Origin of the sequence: Spongiactinospora sp. 9N601, from assembly GCF_044326295.1 — a bacterium.
GTDB lineage: Bacteria > Actinomycetota > Actinomycetes > Streptosporangiales > Streptosporangiaceae > Spongiactinospora > Spongiactinospora gelatinilytica.
The window spans coordinates 461,108-485,626 of record NZ_JBIRBB010000004.1; the positions used below are offsets into that span (position 1 = coordinate 461,108).

General features: G+C 71.6%; 28 protein-coding genes and 1 tRNA gene. 14 read left to right on the forward strand and 15 right to left on the reverse strand.

Annotated features, from left to right (window positions below):
* Positions 1-5: 5 nt before the first annotated feature.
* Complete coding sequence (locus tag ACH34R_RS11940; protein ID WP_397561426.1) at positions 6-1,166, reverse strand: sensor histidine kinase; 1,161 nt, start codon at positions 1,164-1,166, stop codon at positions 6-8.
* Positions 1,167-1,325: 159 nt separating this feature from the next.
* Between ACH34R_RS11940 and ACH34R_RS11945 the strand changes: the two genes are divergently transcribed.
* Positions 1,326-1,398 (forward strand) — tRNA-Arg (locus ACH34R_RS11945).
* A 435-nt stretch (positions 1,399-1,833) separates the two neighbouring features.
* Positions 1,834-3,606 carry an ATP-binding protein gene (locus tag ACH34R_RS11950; protein ID WP_397561427.1) on the forward strand — a complete coding sequence of 591 codons (1,773 nt, stop codon included), beginning with the start codon at positions 1,834-1,836 and terminating at the stop codon, positions 3,604-3,606.
* A 28-nt stretch (positions 3,607-3,634) separates the two neighbouring features.
* On the opposite strand, the gene ACH34R_RS11955 is transcribed toward ACH34R_RS11950, so the two are convergent.
* Positions 3,635-4,096 (reverse strand): MerR family transcriptional regulator, encoded by a 462-nt coding sequence (locus tag ACH34R_RS11955; RefSeq protein WP_397561428.1) that lies wholly within the window; start codon positions 4,094-4,096, stop codon positions 3,635-3,637.
* Positions 4,097-4,182: 86 nt separating this feature from the next.
* On the opposite strand from ACH34R_RS11955, the gene ACH34R_RS11960 reads away from it, so the two are divergent.
* Positions 4,183-5,175, forward strand: a complete 993-nt coding sequence (locus tag ACH34R_RS11960; RefSeq protein ID WP_397561429.1) for an aldo/keto reductase — start codon at positions 4,183-4,185, stop codon at positions 5,173-5,175.
* A gap of 12 nt (positions 5,176-5,187) precedes the next feature.
* On the opposite strand, the gene ACH34R_RS11965 is transcribed toward ACH34R_RS11960, so the two are convergent.
* From ACH34R_RS11965 to ACH34R_RS11980, 4 genes are read right to left on the reverse strand one after another with little or no spacing between them, the layout of a single operon-like run.
* Positions 5,188-5,355, reverse strand: coding sequence for a hypothetical protein (locus tag ACH34R_RS11965; RefSeq protein WP_397561430.1), 168 nt, complete (start codon positions 5,353-5,355; stop codon positions 5,188-5,190).
* Between the two features lie 17 nt (positions 5,356-5,372).
* On the reverse strand, positions 5,373-6,254 hold the full coding sequence (locus ACH34R_RS11970) for a hypothetical protein (RefSeq protein WP_397561431.1): 882 nt from the start codon (positions 6,252-6,254) through the stop codon (positions 5,373-5,375).
* On the reverse strand, positions 6,251-6,664 hold the full coding sequence (locus ACH34R_RS11975; RefSeq protein ID WP_397561432.1) for a hypothetical protein: 414 nt from the start codon (positions 6,662-6,664) through the stop codon (positions 6,251-6,253). Before ACH34R_RS11975 ends, ACH34R_RS11970 begins: the two co-directional genes overlap by 4 nt.
* A gap of 55 nt (positions 6,665-6,719) precedes the next feature.
* On the reverse strand, positions 6,720-7,316 hold the full coding sequence (locus tag ACH34R_RS11980; RefSeq protein ID WP_397561433.1) for a DUF2249 domain-containing protein: 597 nt from the start codon (positions 7,314-7,316) through the stop codon (positions 6,720-6,722).
* A 56-nt stretch (positions 7,317-7,372) separates the two neighbouring features.
* Here ACH34R_RS11980 and fdxA point away from each other — a divergent pair, with 56 nt between their 5' ends.
* Genes fdxA through ACH34R_RS11995 form a run of 3 tightly spaced genes read left to right on the forward strand, consistent with a single transcriptional unit; the run spans position 7,373 to position 8,746 of the window.
* Positions 7,373-7,717 (forward strand): ferredoxin, encoded by a 345-nt coding sequence (gene fdxA, locus ACH34R_RS11985; protein WP_397561434.1) that lies wholly within the window; start codon positions 7,373-7,375, stop codon positions 7,715-7,717.
* A 4-nt stretch (positions 7,718-7,721) separates the two neighbouring features.
* Positions 7,722-8,399, forward strand: coding sequence for a helix-turn-helix transcriptional regulator (locus tag ACH34R_RS11990; RefSeq protein WP_397561435.1), 678 nt, complete (start codon positions 7,722-7,724; stop codon positions 8,397-8,399).
* Positions 8,399-8,746: a cupin domain-containing protein gene (locus tag ACH34R_RS11995; RefSeq protein ID WP_397561436.1), complete on the forward strand. Its 348-nt coding sequence runs from the start codon at positions 8,399-8,401 to the stop codon at positions 8,744-8,746. Before ACH34R_RS11990 ends, ACH34R_RS11995 begins: the two co-directional genes overlap by 1 nt.
* On the opposite strand, the gene ACH34R_RS12000 is transcribed toward ACH34R_RS11995, so the two are convergent.
* The 4 genes from ACH34R_RS12000 to ACH34R_RS12015 are packed head-to-tail and all read right to left on the reverse strand — an operon-like array spanning position 8,724 to position 11,992.
* Positions 8,724-9,296: a GNAT family N-acetyltransferase gene (locus tag ACH34R_RS12000; RefSeq protein ID WP_397561437.1), complete on the reverse strand. Its 573-nt coding sequence runs from the start codon at positions 9,294-9,296 to the stop codon at positions 8,724-8,726. The two genes, ACH34R_RS11995 and ACH34R_RS12000, sit on opposite strands and share 23 nt — an antisense overlap.
* A gap of 52 nt (positions 9,297-9,348) precedes the next feature.
* Positions 9,349-9,888 carry a hypothetical protein gene (locus tag ACH34R_RS12005; RefSeq protein WP_397561438.1) on the reverse strand — a complete coding sequence of 180 codons (540 nt, stop codon included), beginning with the start codon at positions 9,886-9,888 and terminating at the stop codon, positions 9,349-9,351.
* Positions 9,885-11,312 (reverse strand): ATP-binding protein, encoded by a 1,428-nt coding sequence (locus tag ACH34R_RS12010; RefSeq protein WP_397561439.1) that lies wholly within the window; start codon positions 11,310-11,312, stop codon positions 9,885-9,887. Before ACH34R_RS12010 ends, ACH34R_RS12005 begins: the two co-directional genes overlap by 4 nt.
* Positions 11,309-11,992: a response regulator transcription factor gene (locus ACH34R_RS12015; protein ID WP_397561514.1), complete on the reverse strand. Its 684-nt coding sequence runs from the start codon at positions 11,990-11,992 to the stop codon at positions 11,309-11,311. The genes ACH34R_RS12010 and ACH34R_RS12015 overlap by 4 nt, the downstream gene beginning before the upstream one ends.
* 135 nt (positions 11,993-12,127) lie before the next feature.
* Between ACH34R_RS12015 and ACH34R_RS12020 the strand changes: the two genes are divergently transcribed.
* Both ACH34R_RS12020 and ACH34R_RS12025 read left to right on the forward strand, forming a co-directional pair.
* Positions 12,128-12,427 carry a hypothetical protein gene (locus ACH34R_RS12020; RefSeq protein WP_397561440.1) on the forward strand — a complete coding sequence of 100 codons (300 nt, stop codon included), beginning with the start codon at positions 12,128-12,130 and terminating at the stop codon, positions 12,425-12,427.
* Between the two features lies 1 nt (position 12,428).
* On the forward strand, positions 12,429-13,052 hold the full coding sequence (locus ACH34R_RS12025; RefSeq protein WP_397561441.1) for a class F sortase: 624 nt from the start codon (positions 12,429-12,431) through the stop codon (positions 13,050-13,052).
* A 33-nt stretch (positions 13,053-13,085) separates the two neighbouring features.
* Here ACH34R_RS12025 and ACH34R_RS12030 read toward each other — a convergent pair whose 3' ends face one another.
* Complete coding sequence (locus ACH34R_RS12030; RefSeq protein ID WP_397561442.1) at positions 13,086-13,712, reverse strand: maleylpyruvate isomerase family mycothiol-dependent enzyme; 627 nt, start codon at positions 13,710-13,712, stop codon at positions 13,086-13,088.
* 84 nt (positions 13,713-13,796) lie between these two features.
* Positions 13,797-14,762: a LysR family transcriptional regulator gene (locus ACH34R_RS12035; protein ID WP_397561443.1), complete on the reverse strand. Its 966-nt coding sequence runs from the start codon at positions 14,760-14,762 to the stop codon at positions 13,797-13,799.
* Positions 14,763-14,887: 125 nt separating this feature from the next.
* Here ACH34R_RS12035 and ACH34R_RS12040 point away from each other — a divergent pair, with 125 nt between their 5' ends.
* Together ACH34R_RS12040 and ACH34R_RS12045 are read left to right on the forward strand one after the other, a co-directional pair.
* Positions 14,888-16,081 (forward strand): MFS transporter, encoded by a 1,194-nt coding sequence (locus ACH34R_RS12040; protein WP_397561444.1) that lies wholly within the window; start codon positions 14,888-14,890, stop codon positions 16,079-16,081.
* Entirely contained in the window at positions 16,078-16,887 is an 810-nt protein-coding gene (locus ACH34R_RS12045; protein WP_397561445.1) for an alpha/beta fold hydrolase, read from the forward strand. Before ACH34R_RS12040 ends, ACH34R_RS12045 begins: the two co-directional genes overlap by 4 nt.
* A gap of 25 nt (positions 16,888-16,912) precedes the next feature.
* Here ACH34R_RS12045 and ACH34R_RS12050 read toward each other — a convergent pair whose 3' ends face one another.
* On the reverse strand, positions 16,913-18,319 hold the full coding sequence (locus tag ACH34R_RS12050) for an MFS transporter (protein WP_397561446.1): 1,407 nt from the start codon (positions 18,317-18,319) through the stop codon (positions 16,913-16,915).
* 252 nt (positions 18,320-18,571) lie between these two features.
* Between ACH34R_RS12050 and ACH34R_RS12055 the strand changes: the two genes are divergently transcribed.
* From ACH34R_RS12055 to ACH34R_RS12065, 3 genes are read left to right on the forward strand one after another with little or no spacing between them, the layout of a single operon-like run.
* A complete protein-coding gene (locus ACH34R_RS12055; RefSeq protein ID WP_397561447.1) occupies positions 18,572-19,174 on the forward strand; it encodes a TetR/AcrR family transcriptional regulator in 603 nt (200 codons plus the stop codon).
* Entirely contained in the window at positions 19,171-19,692 is a 522-nt protein-coding gene (locus ACH34R_RS12060) for a hypothetical protein (protein ID WP_397561448.1), read from the forward strand. The genes ACH34R_RS12055 and ACH34R_RS12060 overlap by 4 nt, the downstream gene beginning before the upstream one ends.
* Positions 19,689-19,823 carry a hypothetical protein gene (locus tag ACH34R_RS12065; RefSeq protein ID WP_397561449.1) on the forward strand — a complete coding sequence of 45 codons (135 nt, stop codon included), beginning with the start codon at positions 19,689-19,691 and terminating at the stop codon, positions 19,821-19,823. Before ACH34R_RS12060 ends, ACH34R_RS12065 begins: the two co-directional genes overlap by 4 nt.
* 16 nt (positions 19,824-19,839) lie before the next feature.
* On the opposite strand, the gene ACH34R_RS12070 is transcribed toward ACH34R_RS12065, so the two are convergent.
* Entirely contained in the window at positions 19,840-20,217 is a 378-nt protein-coding gene (locus ACH34R_RS12070) for a hypothetical protein (protein WP_397561450.1), read from the reverse strand.
* 83 nt (positions 20,218-20,300) lie between these two features.
* On the opposite strand from ACH34R_RS12070, the gene ACH34R_RS12075 reads away from it, so the two are divergent.
* Positions 20,301-22,460 (forward strand): NB-ARC domain-containing protein, encoded by a 2,160-nt coding sequence (locus tag ACH34R_RS12075; protein ID WP_397561451.1) that lies wholly within the window; start codon positions 20,301-20,303, stop codon positions 22,458-22,460.
* An 80-nt stretch (positions 22,461-22,540) separates the two neighbouring features.
* Here ACH34R_RS12075 and ACH34R_RS12080 read toward each other — a convergent pair whose 3' ends face one another.
* A complete protein-coding gene (locus tag ACH34R_RS12080) occupies positions 22,541-24,265 on the reverse strand; it encodes a translation initiation factor IF-2 (protein ID WP_397561452.1) in 1,725 nt (574 codons plus the stop codon).
* Positions 24,266-24,519: the final 254 nt, after the last annotated feature.

Below are 24,519 nucleotides of genomic sequence, written 5' to 3' on the forward strand. Positions count from 1 at the left end.
ACCGGTCAGCCCTCCGCGCCCGGCAGGGCCCCCGCCGTCGCCGGTAGTTCCGCCCACACCCGCCAGCCGCCCTCGCACGGCCCCGCCTCGAACGACCCGCCGACCAGCGCCGTGCGCTCCTTCATCCCGACCAGCCCCGTACCCGCCCCCGGCAGCCGGGTACGCCCGTTCGCGACCGGGTTCTCCACGGTCACCGTGACCCGGTCGGCCACGTAGTCGATCGCCACGTCGGCCCGCCGGTCACCGTGCTTGAGTACGTTGGTCAGCGCTTCCTGCACGATCCGGTAACCGGCGAGATCGACCGAGGCCGGCAGCTCCGCCGGGGTGCCCGACACCCGCAGACACGCGTCCACCCCGGACTGCCGCGCCCGTTCCACCAGATCCTCCGAGTCCGCCAGCCGCCGCCTGGTCGCCTCGCCCTGCTCGCCGCCGCCCTCCTGGCGCAGCAGCTCGATCATGGCGCGCATCTCCGCCATCCCCTGGACGCTGTTCTCCCTGATGCACGTGAGCACCCCGCGTACGGCCTCACCGTCCAGGTCACGGCGGGACAGCACGGCCGTGGACTGGATCGCGATGGCGCTGAAATGGTTGGCGATCATGTCGTGCAACTCCCGCGCCATCCGGGCCCGCTCGGCGTTCACCGCGGCCCGCCGGTCGAGCTCGGCCAGCCGGGCCACCTGCTCGGCGCGCGCCCGCTCCGCCTGCGCCTGGTCCCGGTGCTGCCGCAGGATCACCGCACTGAACACCGGCGTGGTCAACACCAGCCCGGCCTGCACCGCGGCCACCGCCACCCACCGCCAGTCCCACAACACGACCCCGGCGACACTCCCGATGACGACGGCGAGCGTACAGGTGATCCACACCATCCAGGGGGCCATCCTGCGCGGGCCGTAGAGCGTGGCGGAGTACAGGTTGTCGGTGAAGATCACGATCGTGCCCAGCGTCGGCCCGAACCACAGATCCCCGGCCACCCCGGCCACCCCGAGCCCAAGCGCCACCAACGGCGCCCGCCGCCGCACCGCCACCCCGGCACACACCAACGCCAACGGCCCGGCCAACACCCACGCCGACGACCCTGACCACCACCAGCCCACCGAAACCCCGGTGGCCAACAAGACCAGCCCGCCCGCGAACGCCAATCCAGCGAACAGCAGATCCCGCCTCATACCCCCATCACATCACCTGTTTCCCCCAAGACCCTCCCCACCAGGGATGGCCCCCCTACATCCAACGATGTACCCCCGGCCGGAGCCGCCCGCGAACCACGACCGGCACTACCAGCAGCGAGCAGATGGTAGAGTCTTCACGTCGCCAAGAGGCGGCGAGCGGCTGTAGCTCAATGGATAGAGCATCTGACTACGGATCAGAAGGTTAGGGGTTCGAGTCCTCTCAGCCGCGCACCAGGTCAAAGGCCACTTCCGACCACTGGAAGTGGCCTTTGTCGATCTTCGGGGGCAGTAGTGGGCGCGCCTCAGGGGTCGCCTCGGCACCCTCGGCCATGGCCTCCGCCACTCCCGCACGATCACACGCACAACCGCCACGACACGATCAACCGACTCCTGGCGGTGCGTCTCACCTTCGACTGGCCCGTGAACTTCTGGTCATCACGGATGGCTCACCGAGCCGGGACCGCTGAACCACTCGGGTCCAACGCCCTCAGTGCTGAACCCTGCTGTCAGGCTCCATGTGACCTAAGTAACGAATGTCCCCTCAGCGAGCCGGTGGACAGCAAAGATCACGACGATCGAGCAGTAGACACAAGAGCTCTGCGTCCATACACATGTAGTGTGTGTCCACACAGACGCGATGTTGGTGCATACAGAGGCGAGACGGATGGACGCGAGAGAGCTCGAAGATCTGCTGAGGGGGCTGCGGAGGCTGGGAGCCGACCACTCCACCTGTGAAGTGAAGAAATCGCAGGGCGGGCTACCGATCTCTACTTGGGAGACGATCAGCGCGTTCGCGAACTCCCGGGGCGGCACGATCATTCTCGGAGTGGAGGAGAAGAGAGATTTCAGTGTTGTAGGGGTGCGCGACCCAGGGCAAATCGAAAGCCAGCTGGCTAGCGTGTGCGCGGATCTCGAACCTCCTGTGCGCGCAGAAATCTCTACTGTGATCATCGACGGTAAAGCGGTTGTTGTCGCCGATATTCCGCTGATACCCCGTGATCAGCGTCCCTGTCATAAGCGTGCCCTTGGCCCATGGGCGGGGTCTCGTTACCGCGTGGCGGATGGTGATCGCAAGCTGACCGACTATGAGATTTCGGTGCTCCTTGCCAACAGGGCTGAACAAAGCTTCGACATCAAGCCGATCGTTCAAGCAGGCGTAGGGGACCTGGACGGTGATTCCATCGCAGGCTTCCTGCGGCGCATCAGAGATACCAAGGGGCCCATATTCAGTCGCCAGCAGGACGAGGATAGCCTGGTCATGCTGAACGTGCTTACCAGGTATGAAGGCCGACTGGTCCCTACTCTCGCCGGACTTCTGGCATTCGGCATCTACCCCCAGCAGTTTGAGCCGCAGCTGAACATCACGGTCGTTACGTATCCCAATGTCGAGGCGGCCGTTCCGGGTCCCCGTGGAGAAAGGTTCTCTGAGAACCGTTCGGTAGACGGCTCTATCCCGTATATGGTCAGCGAGTGCATCCGCACCCTGAAGCGGAATATGCGGCGAAGAAGTATAGTGTCCGGAATCCTGCGAACCGATGAGTGGGAGTATCCCGAAGAAGTCCTTCGCGAAGCGATAGTGAACGCACTTGTGCATCGAGACTACTCCGAATTCGCACGTGGTATGCAGGTCCAGGTCGAGCTGTATCCGGACAGACTTGTCATCCGTAATCCAGGTGGGCTGTACGGTCCTGTGACGATTGATTCGCTAGGGACCAATACGATCTCGTCGTCTCGCAATCGTGCGCTGCTCAAAATCCTGGAAGACACCCCTATGGGCGATGGGCATATGGTCTGCGAGAACCGCGGAACCGGCATCGCGCGGATGAGATATGCGCTCACTCAGGTTGGTATGGAATCCCCCACCTTCATTGATGAGATCGGCATATTCCAGGCAGAGTTCCCCAACCATACGCTTTTAGATCAAGAGGCCCTGGGTTGGCTGAGTTCTGTGTCGAGCCGCCCGCTGACCAGGTCGCAAATGACGGCGCTAGTAATGATGCGGAACGGAAGTGATCTTACGAACAGCAGCTTTCGGGCTGCGACGGGTGTGCTGGACAGCAGGGCTGCCTCAAAGGAATTGAAGGAGCTCGTTGAACTGGGGATAGTCGAACAGATCGGTACCCGGGGATCTGCGTATTATCGGCTTACTGCCGATGCCGATGATTTGGGCCTCACCATTGATGGCGCGGGCGGCGAGGAGACCGATGGCTTCCCTGAGGCCACGCCTGCAAGCCTCACCCCACTACAAGCCAAGGTATACGACGCCCTCGAAGACGGGCCGCTTTCGAGGGCCGAAATCGCTGGGCAGGCCGGCCTCGGGCCTCAGCAAGTCATCAATCTTCTCACCGCGCTCCGTAGGAAGCGGCTGGTAAAGATGATCGGACAAGCGCGATCCAAATCCGCTACGTGGCAAAGGATAGATCGATCCGACGACTGAGGCGGCCTCCACGATAGGCCGGCAGGCGTCATGGATCGCAGGCAGAGGGGGCTCGCCGAGGGCTGTGTGAACTACCTGTGCAGGGGGTGGCGGTGGGGGTGGTGGGGTTTTGGGAGAGGTGGGTGGTGTAGGCGGTGATTTTGTGGGTGACGAGGTCGAGGGAATGGGTGAGGTGGGCTATTTGGGCGGTGACCTCGGCGCGGTGTTGGTGGAGGAGGGTGAGGAGGTGTTGTTCGGTGCCGGTGCCTTGGCGGACCAGGTCGGCGTATTGGCGGATGGCGGGGAGGGGCATGCCGGAGGCGCGGAGGTTGGTGCAGAGGTGGAGCCATTCGACGTCTTGGTCGGTGTAGACGCGGCGGCCGGCGGAATTGCGGTGGATGGGGGTGACCAGGAGGCCCTCGCGTTCGTAGAAGCGCAGGGTGTGGACGCTCAGGCCGGTGCGTTGGGCGACCTGGCCGATGCTGAGGCCCTCGGGGGTTTCCGTCGACATGGGGGCAAGGTTAGGGCTTGATCTAGAGTCGGCTCTAGCTCGTAGGCTCCTGGCGTCTCGTTCATCCGGGCAAGGAGTTGATTTACATGAAGTACCGCGCGATTGGTGTTGACCCGAATACGCGCCGTCAGGTGAGCGTGCTGAGCCTGGGCGCGATGTTGTTCGGGACCGCGACGGATGAGGCGACGTCGTTCGCCATTCTTGACCGCTTCGTGGAGGCCGGCGGGACCTTCATCGACACCGCCAACAACTACGCCTACTGGGTCAATGGCACTCAGGGCGGTGAGAGTGAGGCGCTGATCGGGCGGTGGCGGCGGAGTCGTGGGGTGACCGATGAGGTGGTGATCGCCACGAAGCTCGGGGGGCGGCCCAATGTTCCGGCGAATGCCCCCTCTACGGACCTTGAGGGGCTGTCGGCCAAGGTGATCAGGGAGTCTTCGGCGCGGAGCCGGGAGCGGCTTGGGGTGGACAGGCTGGACCTTCTGTATGCGCACGTATACGTCGAAGGCACTGGCGTGCCGCTGGAGGAGACGGTGGAGGCGTTCGCGGGGTTGGTACAGGACGGGACCGTGGGGTTGCTCGGGGCGAGCAACCATTGGGCCTGGCGGCTGGAGCGGGCGCGGAATCTGGCGGCGGCGGCTGGGTTGCCCGGGTATGAAGTACTTCAGTACCACCACACCTACCTGCGGCGGCGGACCGATCGGCCGACGTTGCGCTCGCCGGACGGCGACATCGGTGTGGTGGACGGAAACCTGCTCAGCTATCTGCGGGCCGAGCCCGCGCTCGCGCTGGTCGCGTACTCGCCCCTGCTGGGCGGCGGTTACGTACGCGAGGACAAGCCGCTCGACGCCGCGCTCGACCACCCGGGGACGGCCAGGCGGCTCGCGGCGGTGCGGGAGGTGGCCAGGGAGACGGGGGCGAGCGTCAATCAGGTGGTGCTCGCCTGGCTGATCGGCGGCGACATTCCGATGATTCCGCTGGTGGGGGCCTCATCCGTGGCGCAACTGGAGGAGAGTCTGGCCGCTGTGGACCTGGAGTTGACGGCGGAGCAGCGGGCCGGGCTCGACGCCGCGTACTGACGCGCGCGCGGCTCAGCGCACCAGGCCGGACAGGGCGGTGATGACGACCATGGCCACCAGCGCGATGCCGATGAGGATGACCTTGCCGGTGAGGGTGGCCCGCTGGTATTGCCGCTGCCAGCGCAGTGCCCGGTGCGTCGCGCGCTGGGCCTGTAGTCGCCGGATCTTCTCGCGGTCCATACAGCCGATTATCGCTCTCAACCCGGGCGGGTGCCGGGCAGGATTTCCACGCGTATGTCGTCCTCTTCCTTGAAGACGAACGCCCGGCCGTGGCCCTGCTCCCACTGAGCCGCGGTGATCTCGGGGATCAGGTAGTAGGTCTCACCACGGATGAGCAGCAGATGTAAGCCCAGATATCGGTATTTGTAGGTGCCCTTGCCCAATGACTCGCGCCGCACCATGGGTGCGTTGAGGGCGAGTGTGTCGGCGGTGTAGAGGGCCACCTGTGCCTTGTAGGGGAGTGAGTCCATGAGGATGCGGGCCGAGCGGGCGCCGCGTTCCTGGGCGTACAGCGAGGCCATCCACAGCAGGCAGAAGATGGAGATGGTGACGGCGGCGGCGTAGCCGATCCGGCCCAGGGGGGTGCGCCGGGACGGCCAGGTCAGCAGCAGGGAACCGAGGATGATCAGGATCAGCAGGAGGTTGGTGCCGATGGCCCGGCCGTGCAGGGCGGCGACCGCCAGGACCAGGGCGATGAACGTGATGACCGCGCCGACGCCGGTGGCGTTGCCCAGCGGGCGTACGGCGCGGTGCGAGCGGAGGGCGGCGGCGAGCGTGCGCAGCCGGGCGGGCAGCAGGCGGTGCAGGCTCGCCCGGTGCGTGAAGGCGGCGAGGATCAGCGGGGCGGCGGCCATCCAGGGCAGGAACTCGGGGGTGAAGAGGTTGAGCCCGAACAGCGCGTACTCGTCGGGACGGAAGTTCAGGCTCGTCGGCCGCAGCAGGAAGGGGCGCAGGTAGCCGTCCAGGTAGGCCCAGCCCATGTAGATGAGCACGGCCGCGCCCGTGGCGACCAGCAGGGTGATCATCCCTGCGACGTCGAGCGGGCGCGGGTTCTCGGCGACGGGCGGATCACTCGTCATTGCGGCGTGGTCGCTTCCGGTGGCTGCTCGGGCCCGCCGTCGTCGGGGGGCGGGGCGGTGGCGCTCTCCGGAACGGGCGCCGTTCCGGTCGGCTCCTCGCTGGGGATGGGGGCGGTGATCATCGGGGTCGGGCTGGGTGATTTCCGCACCGATGGGCACGGCGCCTTGACCGAGTCTCCGCCGCCGGGCAGACACGAGCTTTGGGGGCGTGGTCGTTCGGCCGGTCGATCGCGCTTGGCCGGGGCGCCGCCTTCTTCGGCGCTGTCGTCCGGGCTGTCGTCCGGGGCGTCGGGCTCGGAGGCGGTGACCGTCACGGTGACCGGCGGTTCGGCGCTGCCGCAGCCGCCCGCCACCGTGAGCACGCCTAACGCCGCCATCCCCGCGAGCGTCACCGTACGTGATCTTCCCATTACGCCCCCTTTGCCTGCCTGGTCATCTCCTCCCGACAGGCAAGCGTTACAGGGATCAGGCGGGGCGGGGTTCGATGGGAAGGGCCTGGCGGCGTTGGTGGACGGTGAGGTAGCGCAGGCCGTCCGGGCCCGCGGTGAACCGGCGGTGGGAGCGGCGGGGGAGCCAGAGCAGGGCGCCGGGTTCGAGGTCGAGTACGCCCAGCTCGGTGGTCAGGTGCCCGGTACCGGCCAGGACGTGGATGAGGACGTCGAGGGGCGGGCCGGAGTGGGCCTCGATGGTGCCGCCCGGGGGCAGGGCGATGATGTTGGAGTCCAGGTCGCGTTCGTGGACCTGGAGTTTCCAGACGGCGCCGGTCGCGTCGGGGTCGCCCGCCGGCAGCCGGGTGTCGGTGAGGATCCGGGGCAGCGCCGTGGTGGCGAGTTTGGTGATCTGGATCCGCCAGTTCCGCGGCTCGCGGGTGAGGTAGTCCCAGTGGAAGCCGCCGGGGTGGTCGGTCTCGAACTCCTCCCGCAGGTGCTTCGGGTCGTGGTCGTTGACCAGTACGAACGAGCCGCCGACGGGCAGGGCGCGGTAGGTGGCGAAGATCGTGGGGTGCTTGTCCGGCTTGCGCAGCGGCCGTACGTCGAGTTCGGCTTCTTGATGTGGGGACATCGGCGTATCTCCTGGTCGAGAGTTTCTACAACAAAAGATTGTGTAAACTCTAGGGCATGACGTACGTGATCGCTGAGCCGTGTGTCGACGAGCTGGACCGCGCGTGTGTGGCGGAATGTCCGGTCGACTGCATCTACGAAGGCGCCCGGAGCCTGTACATTCAGCCCGACGAGTGCGTCGACTGCGGCGCGTGCGAGCCGGTGTGCCCGGTCGAGGCGATCTACTACGAAGACGATCTGCCCAGGGCGCTACGACCGTACGCGCCCGACAACGCCGCCTTCTTCGCCCTCACCCTGCCGGGGCGGGACGCGCCGCTCGGGTCGCCCGGGGGCGCCGGCAAGCTCGGTCCGGTGGGGGTGGACACGCCGCTGGTGGCGGGGCTGCCACCGCAGGGAGGTTGATCGGGTGCCGCGGTCGGGCGGAGCGGAACCAGGGCGGCGGGCCGAGGTGTTGCGCGTGCTCAAAGCCGCGCCGGAGCCGTTGCCGATCACGGACATCGCCGATCGGCTCGGGGTGCATCCCAACACGATCCGGTTCCATCTGGACAGGCTGCTGGAAAACGGCCAGGTCGAGCGGGCCGTACCGGCCCACCGCACCGCCGGACGGCCGCCGCAGTTGTTCCGGGCGGTCCGCGGCATGGACCCGGCGGGGCCGCGGCACTACCGGATGCTCGCCGAGGTGCTGGCCGACACGCTCGGCGCCGAGCCGGACGCGCGGGGCCGCGCGGTCGAGGCCGGGCGGGCCTGGGGCCGCAGGTACGGCGGCGCGCCCGACCCCACGGGCCGTACCCACGTCCAACGGCTGGTCGCGTTGCTCGACGACCTCGGTTTCGCGCCCGAGCAGGTCAGGCAGTCCGAGCAGGCCGGGCAGGCCGGGCAGGGCGGCGGCCCGCCGCGCATCGAGCTGCGCAACTGCCCCTTCCTCGAACTCGCCGCGGACCGGCCGCAGATCGTCTGCCCCGTCCACCTCGGACTGATGCAGGGCGCGATGGACGCCTGGGGCGCGGCGGAAACCGTCGATCGGCTGGACCCGTTCGTCACGGCCGACGTGTGCGTGGCGCACCTGACCGGAGGAGATGCCTGATGGAGTCGCGGTCTTTGCCGGACCTGGCCGCCGAACTGCTGGCCACCGCCCGGGAAACCGCCGCCGGCCGGGCCGCGCGGACGGTCCACGCCGGTCACGGGCTGCGTCAGACGCTGCTGGCGCTGGCCGCCGGGCGCGGCCTGGGCGAACACGACAGTCCGGGCGAGGCGACCTTGCAGGTCCTGGCGGGGCGGGTACGGCTGAGCGCGGGCGCGGAGTCCTGGGAAGGGGGCGCGGGCGACATCATCGCCATACCGCCCCTGCGGCACGCCCTCGACGCGATCGAGGACTCCGCCGTCCTGCTCACGGTCGCCCGGCAGACGGTCACGGCGCCGGCTGGTGCATGATCCAGATGTGCAGCGGTTCGGTCACCTCGCGTACGACCTCCCAGCCCGCCCGGCGGTACACCTCGACGTTGCCGGGCTTGCTGGTCTCCAGCACCGCGGGCAGGCCGTCCGCGGCGGCCCGGCGCAGGCCGGCCCGCATGACCGCGCGGCCCCACCGGCGGCCGGCGCAGTCCGGGTGGGTGCCGAGGACGCCCAGGTACCAGAACGGCGCGGCCGGCAACGCGGCGCGTACCGCGTCGTCGTAGGCGTTGACGCGGGCCAGCACGTCGGCGGGGTAGCCGGAGGACAGGCCCCCATCGGGGGAGCCGGTCTCGACCGCGGGTCCGTCCCACATGGCGACCGAGTCGCCGTGCCCGATCGTCCAGATCGTTTGCTTGTGTACCCGTTTGTCGAAGAGGTCGCCGAAGAAGGCGGCGGCGTACCGGGGGTAGGCGGCCCGGTCCGGGAACAGATACCGCAGGACGGGATCATCGGCGAACGCGGCGACCAGCGAGTCGACGACCCGGCCACGATCTGCCGGAGTGGCGACGGTGATGTCAGGTGCTGTCACATCGGCCGACGATATCTCACGCATTCCGCGCATTACCCGCATGGACCAGGCGTTACTCCGGCGCGCGCGCGAATTCCGAACACCGGAACGACCCGAGCCTTGCGCCCTTGCCGCGCTGGACGGTGACCGTCACCGCGTCGGGGTCGATGTCCGAGCGCGCGGCCAGGGCCGCCGCCGCTGTGCAGGTGAGCTGCCCCAGCCACAGGTCCTGCGGCTGGTCGGTGGGCGGCCCCTCCGAGGGCGCGGGCGCGGGGACGGGGACGGGGATCCGGTCCTGGAGGGAGATGCGGACCTTCGCCGCGTCCGAGGTGGCCTTGCCGACCGCGTCCTGTTCGGGGTCGAGTCCGGTACGCAGCCCGCGTCGTCGTTCGGCGGCCGTGGGACCGGCCACCAGCAGGTCCAGCGCCTCCTGGAGGGGCGGCGACGGCAGCGGACGGCTCACCGCCACCAGCCGGGCCCCCGACACGAAGTAGAGCCGGGTGGTGGGCTGGAATCCGACGGCGGGCTCGCCGCCGTCGAGCACACCCGTCGGGCTGATCCCGCAACCGGCCATCAGCATGAGCACGAACGCCGCCACCAGGGCCGCCCTCATCGCGGCCCACCGGCGGGCAGGGTGAGGGTGAACAGCGCGCCGCCGCCGGGCGGGTTGGCGACGTCGATCGAACCGCCGTGCAGGCGCGCGTTCTCCAGGGCGATGGCCAGGCCGAGCCCGCTGCCGTCCGATCGCACCCGGGCCGCGTCGGCCTTGGAGAACCGGTCGAAGACGTGCGGGAGCAGGTCCGGGTCCACCCCGTCCCCGGCGTCGCGGACCTCGATGACGACCTGATCGCCGCCGCTCAGCCGTACGGTGACCGGGGGAGCGCCGTGCCGCAGCGCGTTGCCGACCAGGTTCGCCACGATCACGTCGAACCTGCGGGGGTCCATCCGGATCCGCACGTCAGCGGGCAGGTCCAGCTCGGCGCGGCCGTACCAGCCGCGGGTGCGCAGGCAGGCGCGGATCGCGTCGGCCACATCGACGTCGTTCAGGACCAGCCGCGCCGCCCCGGCGTCGAACCGGGAGATCTCCATCAGGTCCTCCACGAGCCGGACCAGCCTGCCCACCTCCAGGTTCAGCAGCCCGGCGGCGCCGGCCAGGTCGCCTTCGAGGCGCCCGGCCTCCTCCTCGAACATCTCCGCCATCGCCAGGATGGACGCGAGCGGCGTGCGCAGTTCGTGCGACACGTCGGCGACGAACCGGCGCGCCCTGACCTCCATCTCGCGGAGTTCGGACACGTTGGCCTCCAGCGCGGCGGCCGTGGCGTTGAAGGTCGTCACCAGCCGCGCCAGCTCGTCGCCGCCGCCGACCTTCAGCCGGGTGTCCAGCTCGCCCGCGCCGAGCCTGCGCGCCGCGCGGTCCAGGTCGCGTACCGGGCGTAGTACGCCCCGGGCCGCCAGCAGCGCGAGCACCACGGCCAGCGCCAGGACCGGCAGCACGCCGTTCCGGGCGGCGGCGAGCAGCGCGTCCTGGTCGGCCGCCTCGGTGTCGAGCGGGGTCACCAGGTAGACCTGCACCTCGGAGGGGGTGCGGCGGCTGCCGAGCAGCACGGGTGTGCCCACGACGAGGTAGGGGGTGCCGCCGGAGATGACGCGCTGGTAGAGCAGGCGCTGTCGGGTGGCGAGGCCCTGGCGCAGCGCGGGCGTGATCGGGCCGGTACGGTCGCCGGAGGCGATCAGCCCCGAGTCGCGGTAGACGGCGGCGCCGGTGGCCGACAGGAACGCGGGGGCCACGCCGTTGGCGAGCCGTTGCAGGGTGGCGCGGTCGGGCGGGTGCCGCATGTTCTCGGTGAGGGTCGCGACGCGCAGCCGGAACTCGTTCACCAGCGATGACTCGGTACGCGCCAGCATGAGATCGCGCGCCTGGCGGTAGACCAGGCCGGCGGCGGTGACCGCGGCCAGCCCGGCGAGCAGGACGAACACGACCACCAGCCGGGCCCGCAGCCCGCGTACCGCGAGCCGGAACCACCCGCTCGGCCTCATAGAGGCCCGAAGCGGTAACCGAACCCACGGGCGGTCTGGATGTACCGGGGCTTGGACGGGACGTCCTCGATCTTCGTGCGCAGCCGTTGCACACAGGCGTCCACCAGCCGGGAGTCACCGAGGAAGTCCAGGTCCCAGACCGACTCCAGGAGCTGCTGGCGGCTGAACACCTGGCCGGCCGCGGCCGACAGTTCCAGCAGCAGCCGCAGTTCCAGCGGCGGGAGGGTGAGCTGGACGCCGGCCTTGGCGACGGTGAGCGAGCCGCGGTCGATCGCCAGGTCACCGTGGACCTCCGGGCCCGCGCCGGGCGGGGCGGCCGGGCCGCCGCGGCGAAGTACCGCGCGGATGCGCGCCTCCAGCACGCGCGGGCGTACCGGCTTGACGACGTAGTCGTCCGCGCCCGCCTCCAGGCCGCTGACGACGTCGAGGTCGTCGCCGCGGGCCGTGAGCATGACGATGGGCGTGGGGCCGCCCGCGCGGATGCGGCGGCACACCTCGAAGCCGTCCAGGCCGGGGAGCATCAGGTCGAGAACCACGATGTCGGTGGGCGCGGCCTGGAGGAGACGCAGCCCTTCCTCGCCGGTACCGGCGGCGTCCACCTGGTGGCCGTGGCGGCTGAGCGAGAGGCGCAATCCTTCCCTAACGGACGGATCATCTTCGATCAGCATCACTCTGGCCACCACCCAAGTATCCAGCTTGATCAGGACGTTTCCGGCGTTGCCCGGCATTCATTACAGGCTCATGACATTTCGCTCATGGCCAGCGGATATCGCGCTGTCAGGATCGGGGCCGCTCACCGACACCTAGGAGGATCTGTGCGATTCGCTGGTAAGACGCGAGACGTCCTGGCCGTGGCCGGGCTCGCCGCCGCCCTGCTGACCGTCGGCGGACCGGCCCTGGCGGCGGCCACGCCCAGCCCCGTGCCGTCGCCCGCCGACGAGGGGCCCGGTGACAAGCCCCGCGAGGCCGAACCCCGCCCGGTGCCCGAGGGCGCTCCGGAGACCGGCGGCGGTCCGGGCGGGAACGTGCTCGCCCCGGTCGGCGGGGTCCTGCTCGCGGCGGGGGCCGGGACGGGCCTGCTGGTGCTGCGCCGCCGTGAGCACACCCCGGCCTGAGATGCCGGGTGTGAAGGGCGGCGTCCGCCGGGCCCTCGGCCTGGTGGCCGCCGCCCTCACCGTGACCGGCGCGGCGCTGCTGGGCGGCGGCGCGCTGCTGTCCGGCGCGACCCCACCGGTACCGTCCCCGCACAGCGCCCGCGCGCAGCCGACCGTCACGGCCAGGCCGGTACTGCCCCGCTCCGAACCGCGCCGCCTGGACGTGCCGCGGATCGGTGTGCGCGTGCGGCTCTCCCGGCTCGGCCTCAACGCCGACGGCACCGTGCAGGTGCCGCCGGTGGACCGGCCCGAGCAGGCCGGCTGGTACGCGCGCGGCTACACGCCCGGCGAACGCGGCGCCGCCGTGATCCTCGGGCACGTGGACGGCGGAGGCCGCAAGGGCGTCTTCTACGAACTCGGGCGGCTGCGCCCCGGCGACGCCATCTCGGTGACCCGCGCGGACGGCTCGGTCGCCGCCTTCACGGTGCAGTCGGTGGAACAGGTGGCCAAGCGCCGGTTTCCGGCCCAGCGGGTGTACGGCCCGCTGGACCACGCCGGCCTGCGCCTGGTGACCTGCGGTGGCGGCTTCGACCGGGGCAGCGGCCACTACACCGACAACATCATCGTCTACGCGCGCCTGAAATAGCCCGCCGGGGCAAAGGGCCTGCTCCAGCTCGGCTCAGAGGGCCTGCTCCAGGTCGGCGACTCCGGGGCCGGCGAGGTCGGCCGCCGCCGCCCGCCGCCCAGAGACCGCGAGCAGCAGCGCGACCGCGCTACCGGTCACCTCCGGGCCGGTCCCGATGGACAGGTCCGCGTCCGTGGCGGTCAGCCGTACCCGGGCGGCCGGCTCCTTGCCGCCGCCGTAGGAGGCGGGGGTGCGTACCTGGAAACGGAGCGCCCGTGCCACGGCCTCCTCCGGGTAGGCGCGGACCAGCCCCAGCGGCCGGCGGATGTCCTCGCCGTGGACGATCTCCTCCACGAGCCGGGTGTCCAGCGACACGGGCGGGCCCGTCCTGCGCGGGGCCACCTGCCGGAGCCGTTCCAGCGTCTCCCGGGGCGATCCGCGGCGCTCGCGCGCCACCCCCCGCGCGTTCTGACGGTCGAAGTCGAACCCCGCCAGTACCAGCCCCGCCACGAAATTGACGCGCGTCGTCAGCGCCGTGTCGATCAGGTGGGCGACCACGTCGTGGACGGTCCACCCGGGACACAACGACGGCCGCTCCCACCGTTCGTCATCGACGGACGCGAGGTCGGCGATCAACGCCGCGCGCTCCGCGTGCACCAACGGCCAGACAATGTGCTTCACGGCTTCTCCTTCGCTCCGCCGGGCCTGCTCACCGAATGAGACCCGCGGAAGGAGGCGGACTCATCGGCCCGGCCACGCCGAATTTCAGCCGGCGTTTCGGCCTGGGGTCCGAGAGGCGGCCTCCGGCTCGGGGAACCAGGCGTCCGGCGGCGCCGTAAGCCACCCGTGCGCGGCGGCCAGCTCGTCGGCGGCCTGGTGCAGGGCCCGCAGGCCGGGGTGGTCGGCGTCGGTCCGCCAGATCATCGCCCACGGGAACATCGCGACCGGCTCCACCAGCGGACGCCGGACCGCGCCCGGCACGGCCGGCTGGGCGGTCATCGTCAGGATGGGGGCGTTGCGGTCGCGGATGTGCCGGGCGAGTTCGTCGACGCCCTCGACGTGCGGGTGCGCCAGGGCCGGGTCGGCACCGAAGGGCGCGAGCAACTGGAGCGCGGCGTGCTCCCATCCGGGCGTCGCGTGGTCGCCCGCGCGGATGCACACGCCGGTGCCGCGCAGCGCGGCGAGCGGTACGGCGTCGGCCCCGGCCAGGGGGTGGCGTTCGGGGAGGAGCACGGAGATGGGCTCGTGCCGTACGGCACGCCGCCGCAGCCCCTGGGGACCGTCGCCGGGCAGGCGGCCGAAGGTGACGTCCACCTTCTCGGCCAGCAGCAGCGGCACGGCGGCCTCGGTGCCGGTGTGGAAGCGGGCGAAGAACTCCACGTCGGGCGCGTGCCGCCGGGCCTGGGCCAGCACCAGCGTGGGGGTGAGGCCGGGGCCGACGACATCGACGGTCAGCGAGCGCGGCTCGCCGCGCAGTTCGAGCAGGGTCGAGTCGTACAGAGCCAGGATCTCCCGGGCCCGGGAGAGCAGCAGCAGCCCGGCGGGGGTGAGGGCGACCCGGCGCGTGGTGCGGTCCAGCAGCCGCGCGCCCGTGCGGTCCTCCAGCTTGCGGACGTCGCGGCTGAGCGCCTGCTGGGCCACGAAGAGCCGCCGGGCGGCCCGGCTGAAGTGCAGTTCCTCGGCCACGGCCACGAAATGGCGCAGCAGCCGGATCTCGACGTCGTCGGCCACAGGCCCCCTCCTCCCAGTCGATTCACACACCTTATGTGTCAATCGCGCTCGAACAGGTGTTGGACTCCGCGGCGACGGGGCGACCACGATTGCCGTGCGAGATCCACCGACCGAGGAGGGACGTCGTGGCCGCACGCGGGGCGATCACCGCCTGTTACGGGCTGACCGGGGTGCTGAACGCGCTGTGGGGCGCCACGCTCCCGGCCATCGACGCGCGCCTCGGACTTGGCCCGGGGCGGCTCGGGTACGTCCTGATGGCCCTGGCCGCCGGGGCGCTGGTGGCCATGCCGCTGGCCGGTCCGGTGGCCGACCGGTGGGGCGGGCGGCTGCTGCTGCGCCTGGCGGGCCCGTCCGCGGCGCTGGCGCTGGCCGGGCCCGCGCTGGCGGGGTCGGTCCAGGCGCTGGTGGCCGCCGCGGTCGTGCTCGGCATGCTGATGGGGGTGCTCAACGTGGCGTTGAGCGTCCAGGCGGTGGCCGTCGAACGCGCGCTGAACCGGCCGATCATGGCCGCCATGCACGGCACCTGGACGCTGGGCGCGGTGGCGGGCGGCGCGCTGGTCACGGGGGCGCTGCGCGCCGCCGTACCGGTCGAGGTACTGCTGGGCGCGGCGGCTCCGCTGCTGGCGGCGGCCATGCCGGCGGCGTCCGGACGGCTGGACCGGAGCGCGGCCACCGGGCGGGCCGTCGCGGCCGGGCCGCCCGCTCCGCTGCCGGTGATCATGCTGGGGGTGGTCGGCGCGGCGGCGTTCGTCGCCGAGGGGGCGGCCACCGACTGGGCGGGCGTCCACGCGACGCGGGCGCTGGGCGCGAGCCCGGCCACCGGTTCGCTGATGTACACCGCCTTCTTCGTCGCGATGACCGCCGTGCGGTTCGGCGGCGACGCCGTACGGGCCCGGCTCGGCGCCGTGGTCACCATCCGGCTGGCCGGGGTGACCGCCACGGCCGGGTACGGGCTGGTCCTGCTCGCGGGCGCGCTCCCCGAGCCCGCGAGCGTCGGATGCGCACTGGGCGGTTGGGCGCTGACCGGCGCGGGCATGGCGCTGGTCTGGCCCGTGGTGACCAGCGCGCTCGGTACGGCCGGCGGCGACGCCCGCCGCCTGTCCGCGGTCACCACCATCAGCTACGGCGGCGGCCTGCTCGGCCCGGCGCTCATCGCGCCGGTGGCGGCGGGGGCCGGGCTGCCGGTGGCCCTGGTGATCCCCGCGATCCTGGCGCTGCTGGTGACCGCCCTGGCCCCTTCGCTGCTGGCCTCGGTCCTCGGATCTCACATACCCATCGCCGGAGCCCCGTCGGCTCCCGAACCAAGGAGGACATCATGATCACTACTGCCACGCTGGACGTCCCGGGCGCGCACCTGTACTACGAAGTACGTGGACAGGGTCCGCTCGTGGCCCTCGTCGGCGCGCCGATGGACGCCGTCCCCTTCGCGCCGCTCGCCGACCTGCTCGCCGCCGACCACACCGTGCTCACCACCGACCCGCGCGGCATCAACCGCAGCCGGCTCGACGACCCCACCCAGGACTCCACCCCTGAGCTACGCGCCGACGACCTGTCCCGGCTGCTCACCCACCTGGACGCCGGCCCCGCCACCGTCCTCGGCTCCAGCGGCGGCGCGGTCACCGCACTGGCCCTCGCCCAGACCCATCCCGACCAGGTCCACACCGTCATCGCCCACGAGCCGCCACTGGTGAACCTGCTGCCCGACGCCGCGCGCATCAACGCCGACACCGACGACTACATCGCCACCTACCTGGCCGGTGACGTCGTCGGGGCGTGGGCGAAGTTCATGAAGGTGGCCGGCATCGAACTGCCCGAAGGGGCACTGGAGATGATGTTCGGCGGGGAGCGCGATCCACAGCAGGTCGAAGACGAACGCCGCTGGTTCGCCCACGAAATGATCCACACCGACCGCTGGCGGCCCGACCTTTCCGCCCTGCGCTCGATAGCGGCCCGCCTGGTGATCGGCATCGGCGAGGAGTCCACCGGCCAGATCTGCGACCGCACCTCCCGCGCCCTCACCGATGCCCTCGCCCTCAAGCCCACCCTGTTCCCCGGCGACCACACCGGCTTCGCCGACCACCCGGACCGGTTCTTCACCCGGTTGCGCTCGGTGCTGTCACGGTAGGAGCGGAACCAGGGGTTTCCCAGGGTCAGGGCTTTGTTCTGGCCAGTAGGGGGAGGATCAGTGCGCCGAGGCCGGTGAAGGCGGCTGCGGCGAGGAAGGCGGCGGTGAAGCCGGTGGAAGTCGGGCCGGTGGTGCCGGGGAGGACGGTGCCGGCCAGGATGGCCGCGCCGATTTGGCTGCCGGTCGCGCCGCCGACCGTTCGGGCGACGGTGTTGACGCCGTTGGCGCTGCCGCTCTGCTCGGGGGTGCTGCCCGCATTGACCATCGTCGGCAAGGCCGCCATCGCCAAGCCGTACCCCGCGCCGCAGACCAGGTAGCACGCCATTACCTGCCACAGGGTGTCGTGCATGGTGGCGAGCAGCACGCCGCCGCAGGCGGCCAGGGTTAGACCGATCCAAAGAGGCGCGCGATGACCGACGTGGCGTTCGAGGCGCGGTACGGCCCAGCTCGCCGGGACGATGAGGAAGGTCCCGGGGAGCAGCATCAGGGCGGCGCCGGTGACCGTGGTCCCAAACCCGATGTCGCCGGGCAGTTGGGCGATCTTGGGGAGCAGCGCGTAGAAGACGAACTGGTTCGCGCCCAGCGCGAACGCGCCGAGGTGCGCGATGAGCAGCGGGCGGTGGACCAGCAGGCCGATGTCGATCACCGGGTGCGGGGCCCGGCGTTCGATCAGTACGAACACCGCCAGCAGTACCAGACCACCCGCGAACAGCCCGAGGACCGCGGGTGAGAGCCACCCCCAGACGGGCCCCTCGGTGATGCCGAGCAGCACCGCCACGAGGCCGCCCGCGAGGGTCGCCGCGCCCGGCAGGTCGAGCCGTCCGGCCCGGCTGCCGGGCAGCGGCGGCACGAACACGACGGTGGCGATCAGTGCGGCGAGCACGAGCAGCGCGCCGATCACGAACAGCCAGCGCCACGAACCCTGGTCCACGATGACGCCGCCGACGAGCAGGCCCGCGCCCGCCGTACCGCCGACCAGGCCCGCGGTCAGCGCGAGGCCGAACGGCACCCGGCTGGCCGGGAGGGTGCGGCGTACGATCGTGAACGACAGCGGAAGAAGGGCCAGGCTGACCCCCTGAACGGCCCGGCAGGCGATCAGCACGCCCACGTTCGGCGCGACGACGGCGGCGAGGTTGCCGGCCAGGTAGAGGCCGAGGCAGACAAGCAGTACGCGGCGGGTGCAGTACCGGTCGGCGAGCCGGCCCGCCAGCGGCGTGCAGACGGCGCTGGCCAGCAGCGTCGCCGACAGCACCGCCCAGGACGCCCCCGCCTGGCTGGTGCCGAGGTCGTGCTGTAGCACGCTCATCGCGGGCACGACCATGGTCTGTGGCAGGCCGTAGGAGAGCACGACCAGCACGAGGGCGGTCAGTACGCCCGCCGGTCTGCTGCTGGGGCGGGCCGGAGCGGACGCGGGCGCGGCGGCGGTCGTCACGCGGACTCGTCCGCGCACGCCACGTCAGTGGCGGGACGCTCGTCTAGCAGGTGGCCGGGGGCGGGCTCGTCGGAGTTGGTCATCGCATACCTCGCATCTCCGGCAGGAATGGCCGTACGGGTGGTGCCGGATTCTGGACGCGACGGCGCTGCGGTGAAAGTCTCAGGGGCTCGGGGGGCTGTGCGAACGACGTTCGCGCAACAGTGCAGTTAAGTTAACCTAACGCGAACGACGTTCGCAACAGGGGGTGCGGTGACACAGGATGTGACATACCACCGCCGGCCGCTGACCCGGCAGCTCATCGTCGCCGCCGCGCGCAGGGTGGCCGACTCCGACGGGCTCGCCGAGCTGACCCTGCGCCGGGTGGCCGGTGAACTCGGTACGGGCCAGGCGTCGCTCTACCGGCACATCGCCGACCGGGCCGAACTCCTCGGCCTGCTCGCCGAAGACCTGGCGGCCAGCTTCCCCACGCCCGGCGAGAGCGATGAGCATGGTCCTGCCGCCGATGCGGTGGTGGGTCAGTGGGAGGCGATGTACGCGTACCTCGCCGCCCACCCCTGGGGTGCGCGGGTCATAGCCGAGGGAAGCCGGGTCGTGGACGGCGCGCACAGCGTGGCCGGGCACAACCTGGCGCTGCTGCGGGCGGCCGGGCTCGACGACGACGACGCGGTACGCGCCTACCGCGCCCTGTGGCACCTGCTCCTCGGCCACCTCCTGAACGAGACCCCCCACCCCGCGACACCGGGTTCGCCGGGCGACTACTCCTGGGCCTTACGCCGCCTGGTGGCCGGAATCGTCCGGGCCACCGACGCGCCCGCCGAGATAGATTCCGGATCACGAAACCTGCGATCGTGAGAACGGCCGCGCTGGCCTGCGGGGTGGGCCTGCTCATCGGCGGAGGCGTCCTGACCTCCGCGGTGATGGGCTGGAACAGCCTGCTCCAGGGGGTCGCGGCGCGCCACGTGTCACCTGGGTGCCCGCAGGAGCAGGAACGCGTGGGCGAGGCACTTGGCCGCCTCCGCGTTCTCGACGTCCGCCCGCCCGGGGCTCGGCCGTCCAAGCGGTACGCCGGATGCGACCCGGAGGTCGATCTCGCCTATGCCGACCGGTCCTACGCGCTGCGTGGCACCCACGAGGCGGTGCCCGCCCTGTACTGCTCGGCGGCGGTCAGCGCCTATGCCGACCGGTCCTACGCGCTGCGTGGCACCCACGAGGCGGTGCCCGCCCTGTATCGCTCGGCGGCGGTCAGCGCCTATGCCGACCGGTCCTACGCGCTGCGTGGCACCCACGAGGCGGTGCCCGCCCTGTATCGCTCGGCGGCGGTCAGCGAAGGCTGGGAGGTCGTCCGCGCCCCGAACCCGGCGACGGCATGAATCTGGTCTGCTTCGCGAAGGTGGTCAACGGCCAGAAGGCGTTCTTGGCCGTGCACACCGACAAGGCCGGAGGCGGCGACTATCACCTCGCGATCAGGTCGGCCGCCGACGGCGGCGAACTCTGCGAGTGACGCCCGCGAGAGGGCTTTAGTCCCGGCCGCCCAGATTGATCGACCCGAAAACGTCTCCCGCCTGTACGACCGGCCCGGTGATCCGCGCCTCGCCGCCGATCACGTTGACCACATCGTGTTTCTGCTGGTGGACGACCTTGGACGTCTCCGACATCCAGGCGGCCAGCGCCCGCGCGAATTCGGGATCGGCCCCGGCCCGGTTCACCAAATCCTCCGCCATTTCGGTGGAAGTGGAATTCGCCCCAGGTTCCAGCTCTGCCGCCGTTTCCCTGCCGAATCGCCGCCGTACGAGGGAGGTCAGGGAGGTCCATGCGCTTTTGCCCGCTTCGCCGGCGGCACCGCCGACGACGGCGGAGATGACGGCGGCCAGTGCGGGGATGATGCTCGGGTCCATCGCGTCCTTCAATTCGTCGGAAAATGGGCTCGATCCAATTGTCGCCTTGCCCGCGCCGACCCGGGAAGGAAAACTTGCGGAACGTGGCGACCCATGAGGCGGCGGGCGAAGGCCCCAGTGGCGGCGATGGCCCCGCCGGTGATGTGCGCAACGAGCTGTCCGGCGGGCAGGTGTCCGGTGGCGTGGTACAGGCCAGGGATATCGCGCACCTGACCATCGGGGCGGGTGCGCCGCCGCCGCCGGTGCGGGTGCCCCGGCAGGTCCCCGCGCCGCCGCGCGGGTTCGTCAACCGGACGGAGGAGCTGGCCGCGCTCGACGCCCTGCTGGCCGGTGAGCCGGACGCACCGCCGGTGGCGGTGATCAGCGGCATCGGCGGGGTCGGCAAGAGCGCGTTCACCCGCCGCTGGGCGCACCAGGTCAGCGACCGGTTCGGCGACGGCCAGTTGTACGCCGACCTCGGCGCCCTGCGTCACCGGGGCGGGACCGAGGTGAGCGACGTACTGGGCGGGTTCCTGCGGGCGCTCGGCGTTCACGAGGAGTGGATTCCGGCCGAGCTGCCGGAGCGGGCCTCGATGTTCCGTTCCAAGACCGCGGGCCTGCGGCTGCTCCTGCTCATCGACGACGCCGAGCACGCCGCCGAGGTCACGCCGCTGCTGCCCGCCTCGCGCGGCAGCGCGGTCGTGGTGACCAGCCATCGCCGCCTCGGTGAGCTGCTGCTCTCCGGCGCGGTGCCGATCCGGATGGCGCCGCTCTCCGCCGACGAGGGGGCCCGGCTGCTCGCGGGGATGCTGGGCGAGGACCGGCTGCGCGCGGCCCCCGCGGCGGCGGCCGAGCTGGTACGGCTGTGCGGCGGCCTGCCGATCGCGCTGCGGGTGGCGGGGGCCAGACTGGTCCAGCGCCCGGCTTGGACGATCGAGCGGGTGGTCGGCGAGCTGACGGACGCGGCCCGCCGCCTGGACAGGCTGGCGGTGGAGGGGAAGCCCGTGGTGGAGACGGTGTTCGAGGCGGCCTACCACGGCCTGCCGCCGGGCGCGGCGCGGCTCTACCGGCGGCTGGGGCTGCTGCCCGGCCCGGACTTCCCGCTCGGCGCGGCCATCGCGATCGACGACGGCGACGACGGCGGCGACGTGCCGGACCTGCTGGACATCCTGCTCGACGCCAACCTCCTGGACGAGGTGGGCGACGGGGATCGGTACCGGTTCCACGACCTGGTACGGCTGCACGCCGCGCGGTGCGCCGAGCGCGAGGAGCCCCCCGCCTCGCGGGACGCGGCGCTGGAGCGGGTCGCGGAGTGGTACCTCGGGCGGATGGCCGCGGCCGACCTGGCCGTGATGGGGACGCGGCTGCGGCTGGCCGATCACGGGCGGCGGCTCGCGCTCGGCGGCACGCCGTTCGGCTCGCCGGGCGACGCGCTGGACTGGCTGGAGACCGAGCGCGCCAACATCCTCGCGCTGCTGCGCGGGGCCGCCGCGCGCGGGTGGGACGAGTTCGTCTGGCAGGCGGCGGAGGCGATGTGGGCGCTGTACTACCAGCGCAAGCACTACGCCGACTGGCTGGAGGCGAACCGGCTGGGGGTCGCGGCGGCGCTGCGCTGCGGCGACCTGGCCGCGCAGGCGCGAATGCGCAACCAGGTGGCCCGCGCGCTGCTCGAACTCGGCGAGTACGGCGGCGCGCACGAGGAACTGGTCCTGGCCCGCGCGGCGGCCCGGGAGTCGGGGAACCGGCGGATGGAGGCGGCGGTCCTAGAGTCGCTGGGACGGGTGGACCTGGAGCGGGGCGACCTCGACGCGGCCTCGGCCGCCTTCCGCGAGGCGCTGCGCGTCAACGAGGACATCGGCAATCCGCGCGGCGTCGGCTTGCAGACCTACCACCTGGGGCTGGCGCTCAGCCGGGGCGGACGGCACGGCGAGGCCGCGGCGGCGTTCGAGCGGGCGATGACCGTGCTGACCGAGGTCGGTGACGAGCTGCTCCAGGGCAAGATCGGGATCAAGCTGGGCGCGGCCTACCGGAGCCTGGGGCGGCCCGCCGACGCGGCCCGGGCGGCCGGGCGGGCGGCGCAGATCATGCGCGACCGGCGGGTCCCGGCCGAGGAGGCGCGGGCCTGGGAGCTGCTGGCCGTACTGGCCGGGGAGTCCGGCGACCGCGACACCGCACGGACCCACGTACGGCAGGCGATCACGGCCTGGCTCGCCGCAGGCAACACCGACCGCGCCGCCGACCTCCGCGAAGAACACGACCTCTAGCTCTAACCGATCCGCCCCGCGGCGGCCCGGTCCCGTGGGTGGTGGCCGTTTCCGGTGGGTGGTGGGTGCCGGACGGGCTCCTATCCGGCGGGGGAGTCGGTCAGGGTGATCTCGGCGTGCCGGTCGCCCAGGCGTACCGTGGCTCCGGCGCGCAGTGCCGTCGCCGGGTGGCCCGCGACCAGCCAGGCGTAGACGGCGGAGGGCAGGTGGCCGGCGTCCAGGCCCGGTGAACCGGTGACGGCCAGGCGTTCGCCGTGGCGGAGGGTCGGGGCGGCGGTGATGGGGGCGGTCAGGCGGTCGCCGTGGCGGAGGGTCAGGGTGGCGGTGCGTTCGCCGGTGACGGCGGCGGCCATGAAGCAGCCGGGGTGGCGGCGCAGGACCTCGTCCGCCCAGCCCGGCGCGTCGCCCTCGCGCATGATGATCGCGGCGCTCTCCAGGAGCCGCCGGTCGAGTTCGTCCGCCCAGGTGACCAGGTGCGCGTCGAGCGGCCCGTCGGCGGCCGGGTCGCGGGGCGGGGCGGCCGGGTACCGGCGCAGCGCGATGACGCCGCCCGGCTCGACCGCCGCCGTCACGAGCAGCGCGCCCGGCCGTACCTGCTCGGCGGCGGGCTCGGGCAGCGGCGTCACGGGCACGGCGGGGCCGGGCGGCGGGAAGTCCATCAGGTCGTAGGCGAGCCGCCGCAGGCGGTCCCCGCCGCCGTGGCCGACGCTGCGGACGGTCACAGAGTCGTAGGCGGCCGGGACATGTCCGGACATAAGGGCTTCGAGTTGCGGCAGCAGACCCCGGTACCGATCCAGCCGGGGCAGCATGCGGCACAGTTCGGCGGTGGGCGAGGACGGGTCCAGTTCCTCCAGTTCCGCCCCGGATGAGGCGAGCAGCACCGGCCGGCCCAGCGCCGCGCCGTAGAAGGTCACCGACCCGTGATCGCCCACGACCGCGTCGGCGGCGATGAGAGCCCCCTGCCAGCCCGCGTGCGGCGGAATGAGGATCAGCCCCGCCTCACGCGCATCCGCCAGCCACAGGCGTAACTGGAGCCCCCCATGGCCGTACCAGACGTTGGGGTGGGCGGCCAGCGCCACCGCGTACTCGTCCAGCGGCAGTTCGGCCAGCAGCCGGGTCACCAGGCCGCCGCCGGGCGCCAGGAGGGCGTGCCGCCCCCAGGTCGAGCTGACGAAGATCAGCTTGCGGTCCCCGACGCCGAGCGCGCGGCGGTGCCGGTCCCGGCGTACGGCGTTCGCGGCGATCCGGTCGAAACACGGGTCGCCGGTGATCACCGCGCGCGGCAACGCCTGCGGGCAGTCGCGCGCCAGCCGGGTCAACTGGTCGGCGTGCGGCAGCGCGATGGCCGCGGGCACCACCCGCCCGTCGCGGACGAGCTGCGCCGTGGACAGCCCCGACGTGCCCAGATCGCCGCCGTCCGGGCCGGTGAGCCGGCGGTTGTGCCCGGCCCCGTGCGGCGTCAGTAGTATCGGGGCGCGCAGCCGGTCCAGCCGCCCGTTCGCGCTGGGCGCGATGGCGAGGTCGAACCGGGTGGCCACGGCCTGCTCCCACGGTATGGTCCGGGCCTGTACGTCTCGCAGGTAGTCGGCGACCGGGTCGCCGAACGCCGAGCCGCCCGCCACCGTGAACACCACCTGCACCCGCGGGTCGGACCGGAACAGCGGCACGATGTCGAGCAGCCGGCTCGCCGCGGCCATGTTCCGGACCACCCCGAGCACGGTACGGCGGGCGGCCACCGTGTTCCACCGCTCCGCCCCGGCCCCCACCGGCACCGAAAGCCAGTCGTCGGTCGCCGCCGTTTCCATCCCGTGATTATGGCAAGGCCCCCGAGACCGATCCGGTGGACCGGCCTTGTGGATGGATCGGAGCGCCCGGTATAGGTGATCTGGACGGTACCGCGGCGGGCGAATCAGTGGTTTGGCCGCTTCCGGCCACGCGTTCCGGAGTGCTGATTTATGCCGATCTGCAAGAAAAATCGGGAAAAGGGCTGCATGTTGAAGATCCAAGTCGTAAAGATGGCACCCGGCACGAGGGGACACAGGAGAAACTCGACAACGCA

What these genes read in the sequence shown, in the direction of transcription:
- ACH34R_RS11960 (WP_397561429.1), top strand. Translation starts at nt 4,183, where the DNA reads ATGAAGTACCGCGCGATTGGTGTTGACCCGAATACGCGCCGTCAGGTG.
- ACH34R_RS11950 (WP_397561427.1), top strand. Translation starts at nt 1,834, where the DNA reads ATGGACGCGAGAGAGCTCGAAGATCTGCTGAGGGGGCTGCGGAGGCTG.
- fdxA (WP_397561434.1), top strand. Translation starts at nt 7,373, where the DNA reads ATGACGTACGTGATCGCTGAGCCGTGTGTCGACGAGCTGGACCGCGCG.
- ACH34R_RS11940 (WP_397561426.1), bottom strand. Translation starts at nt 1,166, where the DNA reads ATGAGGCGGGATCTGCTGTTCGCTGGATTGGCGTTCGCGGGCGGGCTG.
- ACH34R_RS12005 (WP_397561438.1), bottom strand. Translation starts at nt 9,888, where the DNA reads ATGAGGGCGGCCCTGGTGGCGGCGTTCGTGCTCATGCTGATGGCCGGT.
- ACH34R_RS11995 (WP_397561436.1), top strand. Translation starts at nt 8,399, where the DNA reads ATGGAGTCGCGGTCTTTGCCGGACCTGGCCGCCGAACTGCTGGCCACC.
- ACH34R_RS12080 (WP_397561452.1), bottom strand. Translation starts at nt 24,265, where the DNA reads ATGGAAACGGCGGCGACCGACGACTGGCTTTCGGTGCCGGTGGGGGCC.
- ACH34R_RS12070 (WP_397561450.1), bottom strand. Translation starts at nt 20,217, where the DNA reads ATGGACCCGAGCATCATCCCCGCACTGGCCGCCGTCATCTCCGCCGTC.
- ACH34R_RS11980 (WP_397561433.1), bottom strand. Translation starts at nt 7,316, where the DNA reads ATGTCCCCACATCAAGAAGCCGAACTCGACGTACGGCCGCTGCGCAAG.
- ACH34R_RS11975 (WP_397561432.1), bottom strand. Translation starts at nt 6,664, where the DNA reads ATGGGAAGATCACGTACGGTGACGCTCGCGGGGATGGCGGCGTTAGGC.
- ACH34R_RS12065 (WP_397561449.1), top strand. Translation starts at nt 19,689, where the DNA reads ATGAATCTGGTCTGCTTCGCGAAGGTGGTCAACGGCCAGAAGGCGTTC.
- ACH34R_RS12045 (WP_397561445.1), top strand. Translation starts at nt 16,078, where the DNA reads ATGATCACTACTGCCACGCTGGACGTCCCGGGCGCGCACCTGTACTAC.
- ACH34R_RS11955 (WP_397561428.1), bottom strand. Translation starts at nt 4,096, where the DNA reads ATGTCGACGGAAACCCCCGAGGGCCTCAGCATCGGCCAGGTCGCCCAA.
- ACH34R_RS11970 (WP_397561431.1), bottom strand. Translation starts at nt 6,254, where the DNA reads ATGACGAGTGATCCGCCCGTCGCCGAGAACCCGCGCCCGCTCGACGTC.
- ACH34R_RS12025 (WP_397561441.1), top strand. Translation starts at nt 12,429, where the DNA reads ATGCCGGGTGTGAAGGGCGGCGTCCGCCGGGCCCTCGGCCTGGTGGCC.
- ACH34R_RS12010 (WP_397561439.1), bottom strand. Translation starts at nt 11,312, where the DNA reads ATGAGGCCGAGCGGGTGGTTCCGGCTCGCGGTACGCGGGCTGCGGGCC.
- ACH34R_RS11965 (WP_397561430.1), bottom strand. Translation starts at nt 5,355, where the DNA reads ATGGACCGCGAGAAGATCCGGCGACTACAGGCCCAGCGCGCGACGCAC.